The following is a 15,625-nucleotide window of genomic DNA, read 5'->3' on the forward strand; positions in this document are numbered from 1 at the left end:
CTGACAGGTCGGGCCATAAAAACGACGGCATATGATATATCACCGCTCCGTATTTTAGAAAGCTGTAATCACTTCCGTCTCATTTGGCAGCTTGCTTATCTGCCAGTTTTTCTCGCCCCAAAGGAGCAATTCTTCCACCGGTGCCCCCTGTAATTCAGCAGGAACAGGGTGCCCTAAAAATGCCAATGCAGCTTCAAGGGCGGGACCAGGATGGGTATTGTCGATGGCCGGTGCATGGTTTTGCTTAGAAAGCTTATTACCGTCGGCGTTGAGTGCAAGTGGCAAGTGTAAATAACTCACCTGAGGTGCGCCCAGTTTTTGATAAAGAGAAACCTGTCTTCCCGTCGGCTCAATAAGATCCGCGCCACGAACGACCTCTGTGACACCTTGATGAATATCGTCCATTACCACCGCCAGGTTGTAGGCATAAAGCCCGTCACGGCGCTTAATAATGAAGTCTTCCGCTGCCATCGCAGGGTCGAGTGGCATCACACCATGTTTGATATCAACAAACTCTGTCACCGGGCTATCAATGCAGACACGAACAGCAGAACCATCAGCGCCCAGTGTCCTTTGTCGGCAAGTGCCAGGGTAAATGCCACCGGCGTCTTTTATCTGGCGTCGGGTGCATTGACAGAAGTAGGCTTCACCATTTCTTAGCCAGTGCTCGATCTGCGCTTGATAGGCATCGTAGCGGTCATGCTGGTAAAGGATGCCGTCATCCCAATGAAGGCCGTAGGCGTCCAGTGTTTTGAGAATGGCATCAGCCGCCCCGGCGACTTCCCGTGGCGGATCGATATCTTCGATACGAACCAACCAGTTACCTTGATGGGCTTTGGCCTGAAGGTAGCTTCCCAGCGCTGCCACTAAGGACCCAAAGTGTAGGGGGCCTGATGGCGAAGGGGCGAATCGCCCGACGTATTGCATTTTCTGTTTCTCTGAAAAAGGAAAAAGGGAGCCTTAGCTCCCTTTTTGCCATGAATCTCGGTAAAGCGGTAGGCTTAGCCTGCCATTTGCTTTTCTTTGATTTCTGCAAGGGTTTTGCAGTCAATACATAGATCCGCAGTAGGACGGGCTTCAAGGCGACGTACACCGATTTCAACACCACAAGAATCACAGAAACCGAAATCATCGTCTTCCAGACGCTGAAGGGTTTTGTCGATCTTCTTGATCAGCTTGCGTTCGCGGTCGCGGTTACGCAATTCCAGGCTGAACTCTTCTTCCTGTGCCGCACGGTCAACAGGATCAGGGAAATTAGCCGCTTCGTCTTGCATGTGATGTACAGTACGGTCAACTTCTTCCCTAAGCTGATTACGCCACGCTTGGAGGATTTTACGGAAATGATCAACTTGTTGATCATTCATGTACTCCTCGCCAGCCTTCTCTTGGTAAGGTTCTAACCCGGCCGTAGCCAGGATGCCCAGCGATTTTTTAACTTTGCTCTCTGGCATTAAGCGTTCTCCTAAATACACCCTGACCTGCTCGGTCAAAAGAGGGCGGTATCTATATCAGAAACCCTATAACGAGGCAATCTTTGTTTTTGCCTCTTGTCATCCCAGTGTGAAGATGTCTACATTTTTTCTCAATTCTGGGAGAACGGGACCCGTTTATTTATGCTCATATGGACTGATGAAAGTGTCGTTTGGTAACACAGAATTTCCACACCAAGTGCTTGAGCGTCTATAAGTAGCTGATTATAGACCGCATCTATGTGTTTTGCCGCTGACACCTTCTCAATTCCAGAATGAAGCACGGCAAAAAACAGCACCGCGCGTTTTCCTTGTTGGGCGAGCACGCCCAATTCCCGTAAGTGTTTCTGACCCCGAGTGGTGACAGTATCCGGGAAGAAGCCTTGTCCATCTTCTTCCAATAACGTGACACTTTTCACCTCTATATAGCAGTCTTCTTTGTCCGGTGATTGAAGCAGGATGTCGATGCGGCTCTTCTCTTCACCATACGGTACTTCGGTACGAAGGGTTTCATAACCCTGCAATTCCGCCACCACATCCTCTTTGATCGCTTCCACCACCAGACGATTAGCCTGTGCAGTATTGATGCAAATAAGGTGCCCGTGTTGAGTTTCTGTCAGCTCCCAGCTGTTGGCATATTTGCGCTTGGGGTTGTCAGAAGTGGAATACCACACGGTATCCCCCGGTGTGGCGCAACCTGTCATGGCACCTGTGTTCGCACAGTGCATGGTGACTTCAGAACCATCCGTCAATGTCACGTCGGCAAGAAAACGTTTATAGCGACGGATTAAGGTGGCCGGTTGTAATGGAGGGTCAAATTTCATGGTTGTCCTTGATAAATATACCGACGAACATCAACGGGTTAATGTCCAACGATTCAGGCATTGATAATGTACGCCGTGCCCATTTTCAGCCGGTACTGATGCATAAATGCCGAAGTGATAAAAAGTGAGCGGCGTTCGGAGCGAACGTCGGTTTTCTGTCGGTCTGGCTCGGCGCGCTAAGGTGATGTGCGGCACGAAATTATGTTCTGCAGAGCGACCTAAGATCTTGGCGGCAGCCTCCTGCAGCTGGCTGGACAATGCGCTTAACGTGGCATTCTCCTCAATCCCGAGCCAGAGGATGCCCTGTTTGGGGAATTCGCCGGTTTCTGTGGTTTGGGTAGAGATGGCTGGAAGCGATATTTTATCTGCAACCTCACACAGCGAGCGATAGGCAGGACTGTCGACTTCGCCGAGAAACGCCAGGGTAATATGGAGGTTCTCATCGGGAACGGGCCGACCGCGCTCGGCTAGCGTTTGCTTGAGCGCAACAATGGTGCTGCGGCTGTTGGCGTTGTGCGTGTCGCTTAAATCCAAAGCGAAGAAGAGTCTTCGCGTTTCCTTGCTCAACGTCCTGCATCCTTGCGTGATTTGGGTATACTGTTCGCGTAATTCTGACATAAAGGCCTTTCCATTGTCACAGCTCCCTATCGACAGCGTCTTAGAAGACGTGATCTCCGCACTGACCCAATCTTCGCAAGTGATTCTTAAAGCGCCGCCGGGGGCAGGTAAATCGACAAGATTGCCGCAGGCGCTGCTGGAGAAAAATGTCTTCGAAGGAAAAATCATCCTGCTGGAACCCCGTCGTCTAGCGGCAAGAAACATTGCCCGCTTTCTGGCTTCCCAGCGCGGTGAGAAAGTGGGTGAGACGATAGGTTTACGTGTGCGTGGAGAAACCCGTGTCAGTGACAAAACCCGCCTTGAGATCGTCACTGAAGGCGTACTGACAAGAATGATCCAATCTGACCCAGAACTCGACGGTGTCAGTTTGGTTATCTTCGATGAATTCCATGAGCGCAACCTTCATGCGGATCTTGCGCTGGCGCTCTCTTTGGATGTACAGGGCGCGCTTCGTGATGATTTAACCTTATTGGTTATGTCAGCGACACTGGACGATGCAGCGCTAACGACCCTGCTACCTCAAGCGAGAGTACTGACTTCCGAAGGGCGAAGCTTTCCGGTTGAAGTGCGTTATCAGCCGATCGCCAAACAATACGGCTATGAGGGTTTAGTGGCGTCTGCCGTTGCGAAATTGATGCAGGAAGAAGAGGGCTCAGCGCTGGTGTTCTTGCCAGGCGCAGGGGAAATCACCCGTGTCGCCGAAGTCTTGGAAACGAAAGTGCCCCATGGTGTGATGGTTTGCCCGCTGTTTGGTCAGATGAATGCCAAAGAACAACAGGCGGCGATCGCACCAGCATCGAAAGGCCAACGTAAGGTGGTACTTGCAACCAACATTGCTGAAACCAGTTTGACGATTGAAGGCATTCGCTTGGTGGTGGACTCCGGGCTTGAACGCGTGGCGCGCTTTAACCGCAAAACTGGCATCACCAAGCTCGAAACGGTGCAGATTGCGCGCTCGTCTGCGATTCAACGGATGGGGCGGGCAGGTCGCTTATCAGCAGGCCTTTGTCTTCGTCTTTACAGTGAAGACTCGTTCCAGCGGATGCGGGCAGTTCCAGATCCAGAAATCGTTACCAGTGACTTGATGCAACTGGTGCTGGAAATCGTGCAGTGGGGCTGTGCGCCGGAAGATTTGCAATGGCTTGACCTTCCGCCGACCCAACATTGGCAGCAAGCCGTTACCCTATTGCGACAGCTGGATATTCTCGATGAACACAAAGCGCTGACACAAAAAGGCAAGCAGGTGACTGAGTTGGGAACAGATGCCCGTCTTGGTGCAATGCTTATAGCGGCAAAGGTGTTTGGAGAGGAAGCCACTTCCACAGCCTGCTGGCTGGCAGCATGGGCAGAAGAGCCACCGCGAGGCAAAGCCGACCCTGATTTACGCCTTCAATTGATGATGGCAATGAAAAAGCCGACCTGCCGCCAGCGTGCCGGACAATTGGCTGCAAGAATGAAGTGCACACTGTCTGAGGATTTATCCGGTGACTGGTTGCCCATCCTTGCTGCCGCGGCGTGGCCGGATAGGATTGCCAAATCCCGCGGCAACAATGGTCGCTTCTTATTAAGTAATGGGCATGGGGCGCAAGTCGATGCCGATCATCCATTCTCAAGGGAAGAAGCGTTAATTGCGGTGGACTTAATGAGTGTGGCGCAGGGTGATAGCCGCATTTTTACCGCCGTGCGTACGGATTTCTCAACGTTGCAAACCCGTTTGCCTTCACTGTTTTCTGAACGCGAATGGGTAGACTGGGACGAAAAGAAAGGCGCGTTGGTTGCCGAGGAACACCTTTGCTGCGGTGACATCGTTGTCACTAAAAAAGCAATAGCACGATTAAGTGATGACATGCTGACCCGCGCGCTGATTCAGGCGATTAAGCGAAAAGGCGAAACATCATTACCGATGTCAGACAAAGCGGTAAGCCTTTTAAACCGGGCGCGGTTTGCGCAAAGCTGGGAATTAGCGATTTCGCTGCCTCCGCTTGATGAATCTGCGCTGTTGGGATCACTCGACGATTGGCTGGCACCCTTTATGAACGGTGTTCGTAGCTTGAAGGATTTGAAGAAAATCGACTTCTTCAGTGCACTGGAAGCTTGGTTTGGCTGGGATATCACCAAACAGCTTAACCAACTGCTGCCAGAAACTTACGAAGTACCAACAGGCTCGCGATACGCTATTCGCTACCAACAGGGACAAAAACCGGTCTTGGCGGTCAGAATGCAAGAGATGTATGGTCAGGCGACATCACCGACTATCGCCGATGGCAAAGTGACTTTAGTGGTTGAGCTATTGAGTCCGGCACAAAGGCCGCTGCAAATTACGCAAGACTTGGCAGGGTTCTGGCAAGGCGCTTACCGCGAAGTGCAGAAAGAAATGAAAGGGCGCTACCCGAAACATGTGTGGCCAGATGATCCAGCAAATCATCAGCCGACACGATTAACTAAAAAACACTTTAAACCGGAAGCCTGAACCAGACTTCATGACAAAAGAAACTAAGAACACCAAACCCCGCACGCGACGCAAAACGGCGAGCCCGCGTGGTGGCAAGAAAAAAACGGCCTCAGCGAAGAAAGGCTGGGGCAAAAAACTGCTCTCCTTTGGCTTTAAATGCACGCTGGTTTTTCTGGCAGTCATGGCGATTTGGGGGATTTATCTGGATAGCAAAATCCAGGAACGCTTTGACGGGCAAATCTGGCAACTGCCTGCCGTGGTATATGGCCGCATTCTGCATCTTGCACCCGGAGAAGCCGTTACCATTGATTCGCTGAAGCGCGAGCTCGACATCCTCAACTACAAGCGTGTGCGCAATCCAAGCCGGCCGGGTGAGTATTCCGCGTCGAAAACCCGCGTCGAGATTATCCGTCGTCCTTTTGAGTTTGAAGACGGGCCGGAGCAGGCGCAACACGTGATGATCTCCTTTTCTGGGGAAGGCGTGCAAAGCCTGAAGCAGCTCGACAGTGGTAAGCAACTGGGTTATCTACGAATTGAACCCAAGCTGTTGGGCACCATGGAGTCGAACACGGATGAGCAGCGTATCTTCCTGCCTCGTGAACGATTCCCTGAGTTTCTGGTTGATGCGCTACTGACCACGGAAGACAGAAACTTCTATCACCATGATGGTGTATCTCCTCTTGCGATTGCCCGTGCATTGGTGGTCAACCTCAAAGCAGGCCGAACGGTGCAGGGAGGTTCAACTCTCACCCAACAGCTGGCGAAAAACCTGTTTCTCACCCGCGACCGCACCTTGTGGCGTAAAGCGCAGGAAGCTTATATCGCCGTGCTGCTGGACTATCGCTACAGCAAAGACCGACTTCTCGAAGCCTACCTGAACGAGGTGTATCTGGGTCAGGCACGTGGCAAGGGAGTCCATGGTTTCCCTTTGGGAGCGCGCCTTTACTTTGGTCGTCCAATTGAAGAGCTCAGTATTGATCAGTTGGCGTTGCTGGTGGGTATCGTCAAAGGCCCTTCGTACTACAACCCTTGGCGCTATCCAGAGCGTGTGCAGGAAAGGCGTGACCTTATCCTTCGTATGATGATGGAAAGTGGTGTTATCTCTTCTGGTCAATACGCAGAAGCTGCGGGGCGCAAACTCGGTATTCAGAAATCCCCGAGCATTAACAGCCGACAGCCTGCTTATTTTGAACAACTGACCCGCGAAATCCGCGAGCGCGTTGGCAGCCAATTCAATCCAGAGAGTGGCCTCCGCGTGTTCAGTACGCTAGATCCTTTGTCTCAGTCGATCATCGATAAAACCGTGGTTAAGAAGGTTGATCAACTAAAGAAAGTTGCCGGAAAAGATCTGGAAGCGGCAGTGGTGATTGCAGACCGCCAAAGTGGGGAGATTCGTGCCATGGTCGGTGGCAGCCGTCCTGGTTATGCGGGTTTTAACCGGGCACTCAATGGTAGCCGACAGATTGGCTCGCTTTCCAAACCGGCAGTGTATCTGGCGGCATTGTCAGATCCTGACAAATACAATCTGGCGTCACCATTGGATGATAAACCCATTGTGTTGAAAGGCGATCAGGGCAGCGAGTGGAAGCCGCGCAACTACGACCGAAAATTCCGTGGGCAGGTGCCTTTGCTCAAAGCGCTGGCGCACTCTTACAACATTCCGACGGTTAATCTCGGTTTGGCTGTGGGCTTGGGAACGGTCATTGATACCTATGAAGAACTGGGTGTCGACCCCGACCAAATCACCCGTGTGCCGTCATTGCTTCTCGGAGCATTTACGTTGACGCCGATGGAAGTCACGCAGATGTTCCAAACCATCGGCAGTGGCGGACGGAAAGCTGATTTAACAGCGTTGCGTGCAGTCGTTACCCGTGATGGTCAGGTGCTTTACCGAAATTGGCCGAAGTCGAGTCAGACAGTCTCTGAGCAGGCAAGCTGGCTGACCATGTACGCGATGAAGGAAGTGGTAAGAACCGGAACTGGCCGTTATCTCAACCCCTCATTTGGCTGGGCAGGTCTTGCGGGTAAAACAGGCACCACAGACAACAACCGTGATAGCTGGTATGTCGGCATTGATGGCCGTGAAGTGGTCACGGTCTGGCTAGGCCGTGATGATAACAAGTCGACCAAACTGACTGGCTCATCCGGTGCTTTGCGTTTGTATGCGGATTACATCAAAGCAAGGCAACCTGAGCCTTTGACGCTGAACTGGCCTTCTGAACTTGCCAGCGTGCCGTATCAGGTCAGGGAAGGGCAGTTTGTGACTGATTGCTTCAGCGAGAGTAAGTTGCCAATGTGGGACCCGAAAGGCCATTGGCGCAAACGGTGCGACAAGCCCGACCCGGTAAGCTGGCTGCAATCGATATTTAACTAATACCAATCGTAGTAAATATCTGCTCGCCCTAGCTTGTTAAAATGCTCGATAACTGCGTTGTAAAATTTGATTGTAGAATAGCTACTTATCGAAATTTTCCGCCTTGTTCTCGAGCATTTTTCCTGCGCTATTTCTGATCACCTACCTACTGTGATTGGTATAATTCCAGAAGGGGTTGGACGAGCGTTCAACCCTTTTTTCTTTTGGCTGATGATAAATTGCAGATACAAAAAAGCCTCGTCAATGACGAGGCTTTTTCGTTTTAGATGGTGCCGGCTACCGGAGTCGAACTGGTGACCTACTGATTACAAGTCAGTTGCTCTACCAACTGAGCTAAGCCGGCACACAAACCGTGGAAACGTTGCTTCTTACTGAGCCACATTTCCTTGCAATCGAATTATCGATTACTGAAATATGGTGCCTCGAGGCGGAATCGAACCACCGACACGGGGATTTTCAATCCCCTGCTCTACCGACTGAGCTATCGAGGCAACGGGCGCCATTAAATAGCAGAGCCGGGTTCTTGTCAAAATAATTTCTCACTCAAATCGTTCGACTGCTGCTTTTTTGCTTTATTTGGTGTGAATTGCATCGCGCTGGCTGAGCTTTGACCTGTTTTCATTGTAATGTGATGGGTTTATCACTTCTTTCCCGCTGGCATTCACTTTCTGAAAACTGAAAATCCATCGACCTCCATGACAGGGTTTCTGGTCAAAGGTGTCGGAATATTTACCGAATGTCGCACTTTAAATCCAATTGGTTAAAAAACTTTCATTTTTCCCATTATTGCTACACTTAGTGGTACATAAAACTTTTCGACGTAAGTCAATTGTTAGGGGAGGGAATTCTGCGATGGGATTCTCATTGGGGGAACAACTAGACATTACACAGGTGATGGACCTAAAAGATCGCCTGCAAGCCGAATTAGAGAAGTCAGACAGCTTGCTGATCGATGGTAGCGAAGTATCACGTGTTGATGCACCAGGATTACAACTCCTACTTACCGCCAGAAACCTTTGCCACAACCAATCAATCAGTTGGAAGTGGGAAGGCGCGTCCGGTGAATTGGTGGGAGCAGCAAAAACATTAGGATTGGTTGAGCCGTTAGGTTTAGTCGATTTTGCTGAGTAAGTTTTTCAGGTAGTTCAATCAGGGTGACAGTATGCGAAAAATTCTAGCTGCGGACGATTCTGTATCTATTCGTCAAATGGTAAGCCACACGCTCAAAGAAGCGGGCTATCAGGTAGAAACCGCCAACGACGGCGCTGAAGCGCTGCAAAAAGCCAAGTCGGGCCAATACGATGTCATTATCTCCGACGTCAACATGCCAAACATGGATGGATTGGAATTTGTCCGTCAGGTACGTGCTGTACCGCAATATAAATTCACACCGATTCTGATGCTGACCACTGAAACGTCGGCAGAGAAAAAGAGTATGGGTAAATCTGCCGGCGCTACTGGCTGGATTGTTAAGCCGTTCAACCCTGACACTCTGTTGAAGACTCTACAACGCGTTATTTAAGTGTTCCACCAAGGAGATCGCTATGGCTTTGGACATGGACCAACTGCGCCGGATTTTCTATGAGGAGTGTCGTGAGAACCTTGAAGTCCTGGAGCGTGAGCTGCTTGCCCTTGACCCGGATGCAGACGTTGATCTTGATATTATCAACACAATTTTCCGGGCTGCTCACTCGATAAAAGGCGGTGGTGCGACCTTTAATCTCAATGAGATCAGCCAGTTTACTCATGTCATGGAGACACTGCTTGACGAAGCCAGGGAAGGGAAACGTCGTCTTGATGCTGCTACCATTGATTTGCTCCTCAAAGGGGGCGATTGCATCAACAGCATGCTGGTGGCTTATGAAACTGATACAGACTTCGACCACGTATTAAGAGACGCACTGACTGACCAATTGAACGAGTTGCTTAATGGTGGCCCGACTTCCGGTGGTGCAACTCCTGCAACCGAAGCGGAAGAGCCAACGACAGAGCAGAGTGGTGGCGCGGGCGATTGGGTCGTATTTTTCCAGCCTCACAAAGAGATGTTTTTCTCGGGCAACGATCCGGTTCGAATCCTTCGCGAGATGTTCGACCTTGGCGCTGACTGTATTATCGAATGTATTCAGGACAAGTTGCCGACCCTCGGTGAAATTGAGCCTGAGATGTGCTATCTCAGCTGGAAAATCACCGTCGACAGCGTCATTACCCGTGATCAGATTGAAGAAATCTTTGAATGGGTAGAAGACGAATGTGATTTGGAAATCACTCAGGCGGAAGGCGTCAAGGTGGAAGAGCCTGCTGTTGAGCAGGCAAGCACTGAATCTTCGGCGGCACCAGCAGAAAACTCGCCAGAACTAGCGGCCGCAGCCAAACCAAAAGCGCCTGCGAAAGCACCAGCATCCAAAGCCGATGCAGTTTCCTCCATCCGTGTTGAGATCGATAAGGTCGACAATCTCATCAATCTTGTCGGTGAGCTGGTTATTACACAGTCCATGCTCACTGAACTCAGCCAGAATTTTTCTGAAAGCAAACTTGAACGCCTGCAAGCAGGGTTGGATCAATTGCTGCAAAACACCAAAGAGCTGCAGGAGAGTGTGCTGAATATCCGCATGCTCCCTATTAGCTTTGCGTTTAACCGCTTCCCGCGCCTCATCCGCGACCTGTCTTCCCAATTGGGTAAGAACGTTGAATTGATCATCGAAGGTGAGCAAACCGAACTCGATAAGACCGTGCTGGAGCGAATCACAGACCCATTGGTTCACCTGGTGCGTAACGCGGTTGACCATGGTTTGGAAGCGCCGGATGTACGCGCTTCTAAAGGGAAATCCGAAACAGGACGCGTCAATCTTTATGCCTATCATCAGGGCGGATCCATCGTCATCGAAGTGCGTGATGACGGTGCCGGTCTGAATAAAGAAAGAGTGTGGAAAAAAGCCATCGAGAAGGGCTTGCTGCATGCCGACACGTCGATTGACGATCTTTCCGATCACCAAGTCTACAACCTGATCTTCGCGCCGGGCTTCTCAACGGCAGAAGTGGTCTCTGATGTCTCTGGCCGTGGTGTCGGGATGGACGTGGTGAAACGTAACATCGAAGATCTTGGCGGTCACATTGAAGTGGACTCCAAGCCTGATGAAGGCAGCGTGTTCCGTATCAGTCTGCCACTGACGCTGGCTATTCTTGATGGTCAATTGGTCAAACTGGCTGATCAGGTGTTTGTCGTCCCACTGATTTCGATTATCGAATCGATCCAGATCGAATCGGATCGTGTCAAAGTCGCGACTGGCGGCGTTGAGCTCTATCGCCTGCGGGACGAAAACATTCCCATCCTTCGCTTGAAAGAAGAGTTTTGCCTTGGTGAATCGGGCGCGCTCGATAAGCAGCTGTTGTGTCTGGTGGAAGCGGGTGGCAACCGTATTGGATTGTTGCTTGATGAAATGCTTGGGCAGCAACAGGTGGTGATTAAGAGCCTCGAGTCTAACTACACCCGTGTCAACGGGATCTCGGGGGCGACGATTCTTGGTGACGGTTCCGTTTCCCTCATCCTGGATGTGCAGGGGTTGATGACGGGGTTCCTGAGTCGCGTCGGTGACGCCAACAACCATATTGCGGCATAGGAGGAGCAAATGAGCGAGCAAGCCCTGGCTGTAGCAGAGAGTAAAGAAGGCGCGATGGAAAGTGAGGACAGACTGCAAGGTTCTGACTTCCTGAGCTTTGATCTCGCCCATGAGTTGTATGGCGTTGACATCCAAACTGTCGAAGAGATTCGCGTTTGGGAATCACCCACACTCATTCCACGCGCTCCCGAATTTATTCTCGGCGTGATCAACCTTCGCGGGATGATCGTGCCGATTATGGATCTCCGTGTGCGCTTCAATATCGGCAAAGTGGAGTATCTGCCCACGACCGTGGTGCTGATCCTCAAAGCGGGTGAAAACGCAGGCCATCGCATGATGGGGATTGTTGTTGATGCCGTGTCGGACGTGATCGACATGGGAAACAACAACTTGATCCCACCTATCGGTGACTCTGTTGTGATGCCGTTTGTCAGCGGCTTACTGAATGTGGATGCGCAGGTGATGAGCCTCCTGGATGTGGATGCGCTGCTCGATATCGACAACCTGGTGCATTAAGGAGGGGTTATGTCAGAAGACGTTATGGAATACCTCAGCTTCCTCATCGATGAAGAAGAATATGGATTGAACATCCTTGATGTGAAAGAAGTACGTGGATGGTCAGAAGTCCGAAAGCTCCCGAATAGTGAAAGCTATTTGTTGGGCGTGCTTGAACTGCGTGGGGAATACATTCCCATTGTGGATCTCAGGCAGCGTTTCAGCATGGATCCGTCCGTGCTCAGCAAAACCACCGTTGTGGTGATTGTGCGAAATGCCAAAGGCCAGTCCCTTGGTGTCATTGTGGATGCGGTTGCTGAGGTTTATCAGCTTTCAGCAAGCCAAATAAAGTCTGCACCCGGCTTTGTGAAAATCGATGAGCGGTATATCGAAGGTATCGCCTCAGTAGATGGTAAGCATGTGGTGTTAATCCGTTTAGAAAAACTGTTCGATTTTGACGAGTTGCATGAAGTAACGCAGCCAGATCTGGTTAGCGAGGAATAACAATTATGTCGTGGTGGAAGAAAGAGCAAACAGCTGCAGCTGAAAACACACAAAAAGATCAGGGTTTAAAGGCACATATTGTGTCCGCACTGGATACAGCACAGACGGCGCTGATGATGGTCGATCGTGATTTTAAGGTCTTCTATGTGAACAACAAATCGGTGGAATTGTTGAAGACGCATGAAGCCCTTTTCCGATCGAAATGGCCAAGCTTCCGTGCGGACAAAGACTGGATTGAAGGAACCTGCATCGACATGTTCCATTCCAATCCAGCGCACCAGCGACAGATGCTCTCAAACCCGGCGAATCTTCCCTACGAAACCAACATCCAGGTAGAAGATGTCACCCTTAAGCTTGTTGTTGGTGCCGTCACCGACGAGAACGGTGATTACATCGGCAATACGCTGGAGTGGGATGATATTACCGAGGATCTGAAAGCGGACAATGAGCGCGCCCAACTGCAAGCGGCGATTGATCAATCACTGACGGCGATGGTGCTTATTGACCGAGACTTCGCCATTACTTACATCAACGAAGAAACTGTCAGGTTGTTCGAAACTCATCAAGCGTCATTTAAACAAGTCTGGCCTGGCTTCATGGCGACGAAAGACTGGTTAATGGGACGCTGCATTGATGAATTCCACAAAAATCCTGCTCACCAGCGCCAGCTGCTTTCTGACCCCAATAACCTGCCCTATAAAACCGATATTCAGGTTGCAGGCATCGTCATCGAGCTGAACGTGGCAGCTATTGTGGATGCCAGTGGCAATTACATCGGTAACAGCCTTGAGTGGCGCGATGTGACCGCTGAGCGTGAGCGTGAAGTGGAAGTTGGCCGCTTAGTCTCTGCCGTTGAAGGCATGACCACTAACATCATGATGGCGGATAAAGACGGCAACATAACCTACTACAACCCTGCATTGAAGAACCTGCTCCGCAGTCGCGAAAGCGACCTGCGCGGTATCTTCCCGGGTTTTCAGGCTGATAACTTGGTGGGTAAAAATATCGATATCTTCCATAAGAACCCGGCGCACCAACGTGGGATTATCGGTAACCCCGATCGCTTGCCGTACACCGCAGAGATCAAAGTCGGTGAGCTTGAGTTCACCCTGACCTGTATCGCTATGTATGACGCAGCAGGAAACTACATTGGCCCTGCGCTGCAATGGGAAGACATCACTGAGCAAATGGCAGGTCAGCGCGATGTTCAGGGGCTGATTGAAGCTGCTTCTGAAGGGCGTCTTGATTCCCGCATCGATACTTCAAAATACAGCGGCTTTATGGCCAATCTCAGTGAGGGCATAAACGGCCTGCTCGACTCTATGGCGTCGCCGCTGAATAACTGTAAGGACGTCATGTCCCAAGTGTCGACCGGAAACCTCAAAGTGAACATGCCGGAAGACTATAAAGGCGACTTTGCCCAACTGAGCGATGCGGTGAATACCTCCATCACTAACCTTCGCGACATGGTGGAAAAAATCACGGCTTCGTCAGCGCGTGTGGCGTCGGCTTCCGGTGAAATCGCTGAGGGTAACTCAGACCTGAGTGAGCGTACCGAAGAGCAGGCAGCAAGCCTTGAAGAGACCGCTGCCAGCATGGAAGAAATGACCTCAACCGTGAAGCAAAATGCAGAAAGCGCCAATTCTGCTAACCGCCTGTCGCAAGATGCCAGCACCAAAGCCCAGAAGGGTGGTGAAGTGGTGAAACAGACCGTGCAGGCGATGGGTGAGATTAACAAGGCAAGCAAACGCATCTCCGACATCATCAGCGTGATTGATGAAATTGCCTTCCAGACCAACCTGCTGGCACTGAACGCTGCGGTAGAAGCGGCCCGAGCCGGTGAGCAGGGGCGGGGCTTTGCGGTGGTTGCAGGTGAAGTCCGTAATCTCGCGCAGCGAAGCGCGGGGGCAGCGAAAGAAATCAAAGACCTCATTAAAGATAGCGTCGAGAAAGTATCCGAGGGCTCAAGGCTGGTGGATGAGTCCGGCGAAATGCTCAACGAGATCGTGGACGCCGTCGGCGAAGTCAGCACCCTGATTGGCAAAATTAATTCCGCAAGTCAGGAGCAGGCGACAGGTATCGATGAAATATCGAAAGCCGTGGTCAAGATGGATGAGATGACCCAACAGAATGCAGCATTGGTGGAAGAAGCCTCTGCGGCGAGCCAGTCGCTCCGTGACGAGGGCAGTGAGCTTCTCAATCTGATTGGTTTCTTCCAGGTCGACAGCAGCAAAACGGGCTTCGGCGTCAGCAAAGAACCGATCAAAAGCTTCACGGGTAGTGCACCTGCCGCGCCGAGAGCACCAGCGCCTGCTCCGGTTAAAAAGGCGGTGAATGCGCCAACGCCTGCTGCATCGCCGACGTCAGATGAAGATGACTGGGAGGAATTCTAACAGTGAACGCCATTCAGGCGCTGAGCCAAATCGAAGAGCAGCGCGAGTTTGAGTTTACTGATAAGGACTTCAAGTTCATTCAGGACTTTATGCTCAGGGAGACGGGGATTTCTCTCTCTGAGCGTAAAACTTCGATGGTCTACGGTAGGTTGGCGCGCAGACTCCGTCGAACCGGGTTGGACAACTTCAAAGATTATTTCTACCGGGTTGAAAATGATCTTGATGAGCGGGTGGCGTTTATCAACGCCCTCACGACCAATAAAACCCAGTTCTTTCGCGAGAAGCATCACTTTGACTACATAGTGAACACCATGGTGCCAGAGTGGCAGCAGCAGAAAAAACGCCGTATCCGGATTTGGTCGGCAGGCTGCTCAACCGGTGAAGAGCCTTATACCATCGCGTCGACATTAGCGGCATGCGGCGTATTAACGCCAAATTATGATTGCAAGATTTTAGCGACGGACCTCGACACGCAAGTACTCGAAGTGGCGAGAAACGGGACGTACGGCATTGAGGCGATGAAGGCCATCCCCGACCTAATGCTTAAACATGGATTCATTCGCGGTAAAGGCAAGAAGCAGGAGCTTTTGAAAGTGAAGCCCTCGTTGCAACAGGCCATTACGTTCAAGCAATTGAATCTGATGGGGAACTGGCCCCACAAAGGCCCGCTTGATGCCATTTTCTGCCGTAATGTCATGATTTACTTTGAGAAAGACGTTCAGCAGATGCTGATAGAACGTTATTGGGAAAAGCTCGCCAGCGGCGGCATTTTATTTATCGGTCACTCAGAAAGCATCGGACAGATGGGAAGCCGGTTTGAGAACCTGGGTCAAACCATGTTTCGCAAACCCTGACTTCAAGATCCTGAGCAGCATTAAC

The 15,625-nt window shown here is 51.1% G+C and carries 13 protein-coding genes and 2 tRNA genes; 9 read left to right on the top strand and 6 right to left on the bottom strand.

All coding sequences use genetic code 11. The annotated features are described in order from the left end of the window. Nucleotides 1-54 precede the first annotated feature (54 nt). The 4 genes from gluQRS to thpR form a co-directional block, all read right to left on the bottom strand. Entirely contained in the window at nucleotides 55-927 is an 873-nt protein-coding gene (gluQRS, locus tag D515_RS07240) for a tRNA glutamyl-Q(34) synthetase GluQRS (protein ID WP_039849734.1), read from the bottom strand. Between the two features lie 74 nt (nucleotides 928-1,001). After that, nucleotides 1,002-1,451, bottom strand: coding sequence for an RNA polymerase-binding protein DksA (gene dksA, locus D515_RS07245; protein ID WP_002537446.1), 450 nt, complete (start codon nucleotides 1,449-1,451; stop codon nucleotides 1,002-1,004). Nucleotides 1,452-1,582: 131 nt separating this feature from the next. Then, a complete protein-coding gene (gene sfsA / locus D515_RS07250; RefSeq protein WP_002537447.1) occupies nucleotides 1,583-2,293 on the bottom strand; it encodes a DNA/RNA nuclease SfsA in 711 nt (236 codons plus the stop codon). Nucleotides 2,294-2,323: 30 nt separating this feature from the next. Beyond that, nucleotides 2,324-2,911, bottom strand: coding sequence for an RNA 2',3'-cyclic phosphodiesterase (gene thpR / locus D515_RS24985; protein WP_002537449.1), 588 nt, complete (start codon nucleotides 2,909-2,911; stop codon nucleotides 2,324-2,326). A 13-nt stretch (nucleotides 2,912-2,924) separates the two neighbouring features. Here thpR and hrpB point away from each other — a divergent pair, with 13 nt between their 5' ends. Further along, nucleotides 2,925-5,381 carry an ATP-dependent helicase HrpB gene (gene hrpB / locus D515_RS07260; RefSeq protein WP_002537450.1) on the top strand — a complete coding sequence of 819 codons (2,457 nt, stop codon included), beginning with the start codon at nucleotides 2,925-2,927 and terminating at the stop codon, nucleotides 5,379-5,381. Nucleotides 5,382-5,391: 10 nt separating this feature from the next. Further along, nucleotides 5,392-7,737, top strand: coding sequence for a penicillin-binding protein 1B (mrcB, locus tag D515_RS07265; RefSeq protein ID WP_002537451.1), 2,346 nt, complete (start codon nucleotides 5,392-5,394; stop codon nucleotides 7,735-7,737). A gap of 267 nt (nucleotides 7,738-8,004) precedes the next feature. Here mrcB and D515_RS07270 read toward each other — a convergent pair. Together D515_RS07270 and D515_RS07275 are read right to left on the bottom strand one after the other, a co-directional pair. Then, nucleotides 8,005-8,080: transfer RNA gene (locus D515_RS07270), tRNA-Thr, on the bottom strand. A gap of 72 nt (nucleotides 8,081-8,152) precedes the next feature. Further along, a tRNA-Phe gene (locus D515_RS07275) sits at nucleotides 8,153-8,228 on the bottom strand. Between the two features lie 361 nt (nucleotides 8,229-8,589). Between D515_RS07275 and D515_RS07280 the strand changes: the two genes are divergently transcribed. From D515_RS07280 to D515_RS07310, 7 genes are read left to right on the top strand one after another with little or no spacing between them, the layout of a single operon-like run. Continuing rightward, on the top strand, nucleotides 8,590-8,868 hold the full coding sequence (locus tag D515_RS07280) for an STAS domain-containing protein (RefSeq protein WP_002537453.1): 279 nt from the start codon (nucleotides 8,590-8,592) through the stop codon (nucleotides 8,866-8,868). A gap of 31 nt (nucleotides 8,869-8,899) precedes the next feature. Beyond that, nucleotides 8,900-9,259, top strand: a complete 360-nt coding sequence (locus tag D515_RS07285; RefSeq protein WP_002537454.1) for a response regulator — start codon at nucleotides 8,900-8,902, stop codon at nucleotides 9,257-9,259. Between the two features lie 22 nt (nucleotides 9,260-9,281). Then, nucleotides 9,282-11,354, top strand: coding sequence for a chemotaxis protein CheA (locus D515_RS07290; protein WP_002537456.1), 2,073 nt, complete (start codon nucleotides 9,282-9,284; stop codon nucleotides 11,352-11,354). A 9-nt stretch (nucleotides 11,355-11,363) separates the two neighbouring features. After that, nucleotides 11,364-11,870, top strand: a complete 507-nt coding sequence (locus tag D515_RS07295; RefSeq protein ID WP_002537458.1) for a chemotaxis protein CheW — start codon at nucleotides 11,364-11,366, stop codon at nucleotides 11,868-11,870. A 9-nt stretch (nucleotides 11,871-11,879) separates the two neighbouring features. After that, nucleotides 11,880-12,353 carry a chemotaxis protein CheW gene (locus tag D515_RS07300; RefSeq protein ID WP_002537459.1) on the top strand — a complete coding sequence of 158 codons (474 nt, stop codon included), beginning with the start codon at nucleotides 11,880-11,882 and terminating at the stop codon, nucleotides 12,351-12,353. Nucleotides 12,354-12,358: 5 nt separating this feature from the next. Further along, nucleotides 12,359-14,746 (top strand): aerotaxis transducer Aer2, encoded by a 2,388-nt coding sequence (gene aer2, locus D515_RS07305; RefSeq protein ID WP_002537460.1) that lies wholly within the window; start codon nucleotides 12,359-12,361, stop codon nucleotides 14,744-14,746. A gap of 2 nt (nucleotides 14,747-14,748) precedes the next feature. After that, the gene (locus tag D515_RS07310) at nucleotides 14,749-15,600 is read left to right on the top strand and encodes a CheR family methyltransferase (RefSeq protein WP_002537461.1); all 852 of its coding nucleotides are present in this window, start codon (nucleotides 14,749-14,751) and stop codon (nucleotides 15,598-15,600) included. Nucleotides 15,601-15,625: the final 25 nt, after the last annotated feature.

It is taken from the genome of Grimontia indica, from assembly GCF_000333895.2.
GTDB classification, from domain to species: Bacteria; Pseudomonadota; Gammaproteobacteria; order Enterobacterales; family Vibrionaceae; genus Enterovibrio; species Enterovibrio indicus.

Excerpts from the sequence above, each read along its gene's own strand:
- sfsA (WP_002537447.1), bottom strand. The coding sequence starts at position 2,293 with ATGAAATTTGACCCTCCATTACAACCGGCCACCTTAATCCGTCGCTAT.
- aer2 (WP_002537460.1), top strand. The coding sequence starts at position 12,359 with ATGTCGTGGTGGAAGAAAGAGCAAACAGCTGCAGCTGAAAACACACAA.
- D515_RS07300 (WP_002537459.1), top strand. The coding sequence starts at position 11,880 with ATGTCAGAAGACGTTATGGAATACCTCAGCTTCCTCATCGATGAAGAA.
- D515_RS07285 (WP_002537454.1), top strand. The coding sequence starts at position 8,900 with ATGCGAAAAATTCTAGCTGCGGACGATTCTGTATCTATTCGTCAAATG.
- gluQRS (WP_039849734.1), bottom strand. The coding sequence starts at position 927 with ATGCAATACGTCGGGCGATTCGCCCCTTCGCCATCAGGCCCCCTACAC.
- D515_RS07280 (WP_002537453.1), top strand. The coding sequence starts at position 8,590 with ATGGGATTCTCATTGGGGGAACAACTAGACATTACACAGGTGATGGAC.
- D515_RS07290 (WP_002537456.1), top strand. The coding sequence starts at position 9,282 with ATGGCTTTGGACATGGACCAACTGCGCCGGATTTTCTATGAGGAGTGT.
- thpR (WP_002537449.1), bottom strand. The coding sequence starts at position 2,911 with ATGTCAGAATTACGCGAACAGTATACCCAAATCACGCAAGGATGCAGG.
- D515_RS07295 (WP_002537458.1), top strand. The coding sequence starts at position 11,364 with ATGAGCGAGCAAGCCCTGGCTGTAGCAGAGAGTAAAGAAGGCGCGATG.
- mrcB (WP_002537451.1), top strand. The coding sequence starts at position 5,392 with ATGACAAAAGAAACTAAGAACACCAAACCCCGCACGCGACGCAAAACG.
- dksA (WP_002537446.1), bottom strand. The coding sequence starts at position 1,451 with ATGCCAGAGAGCAAAGTTAAAAAATCGCTGGGCATCCTGGCTACGGCC.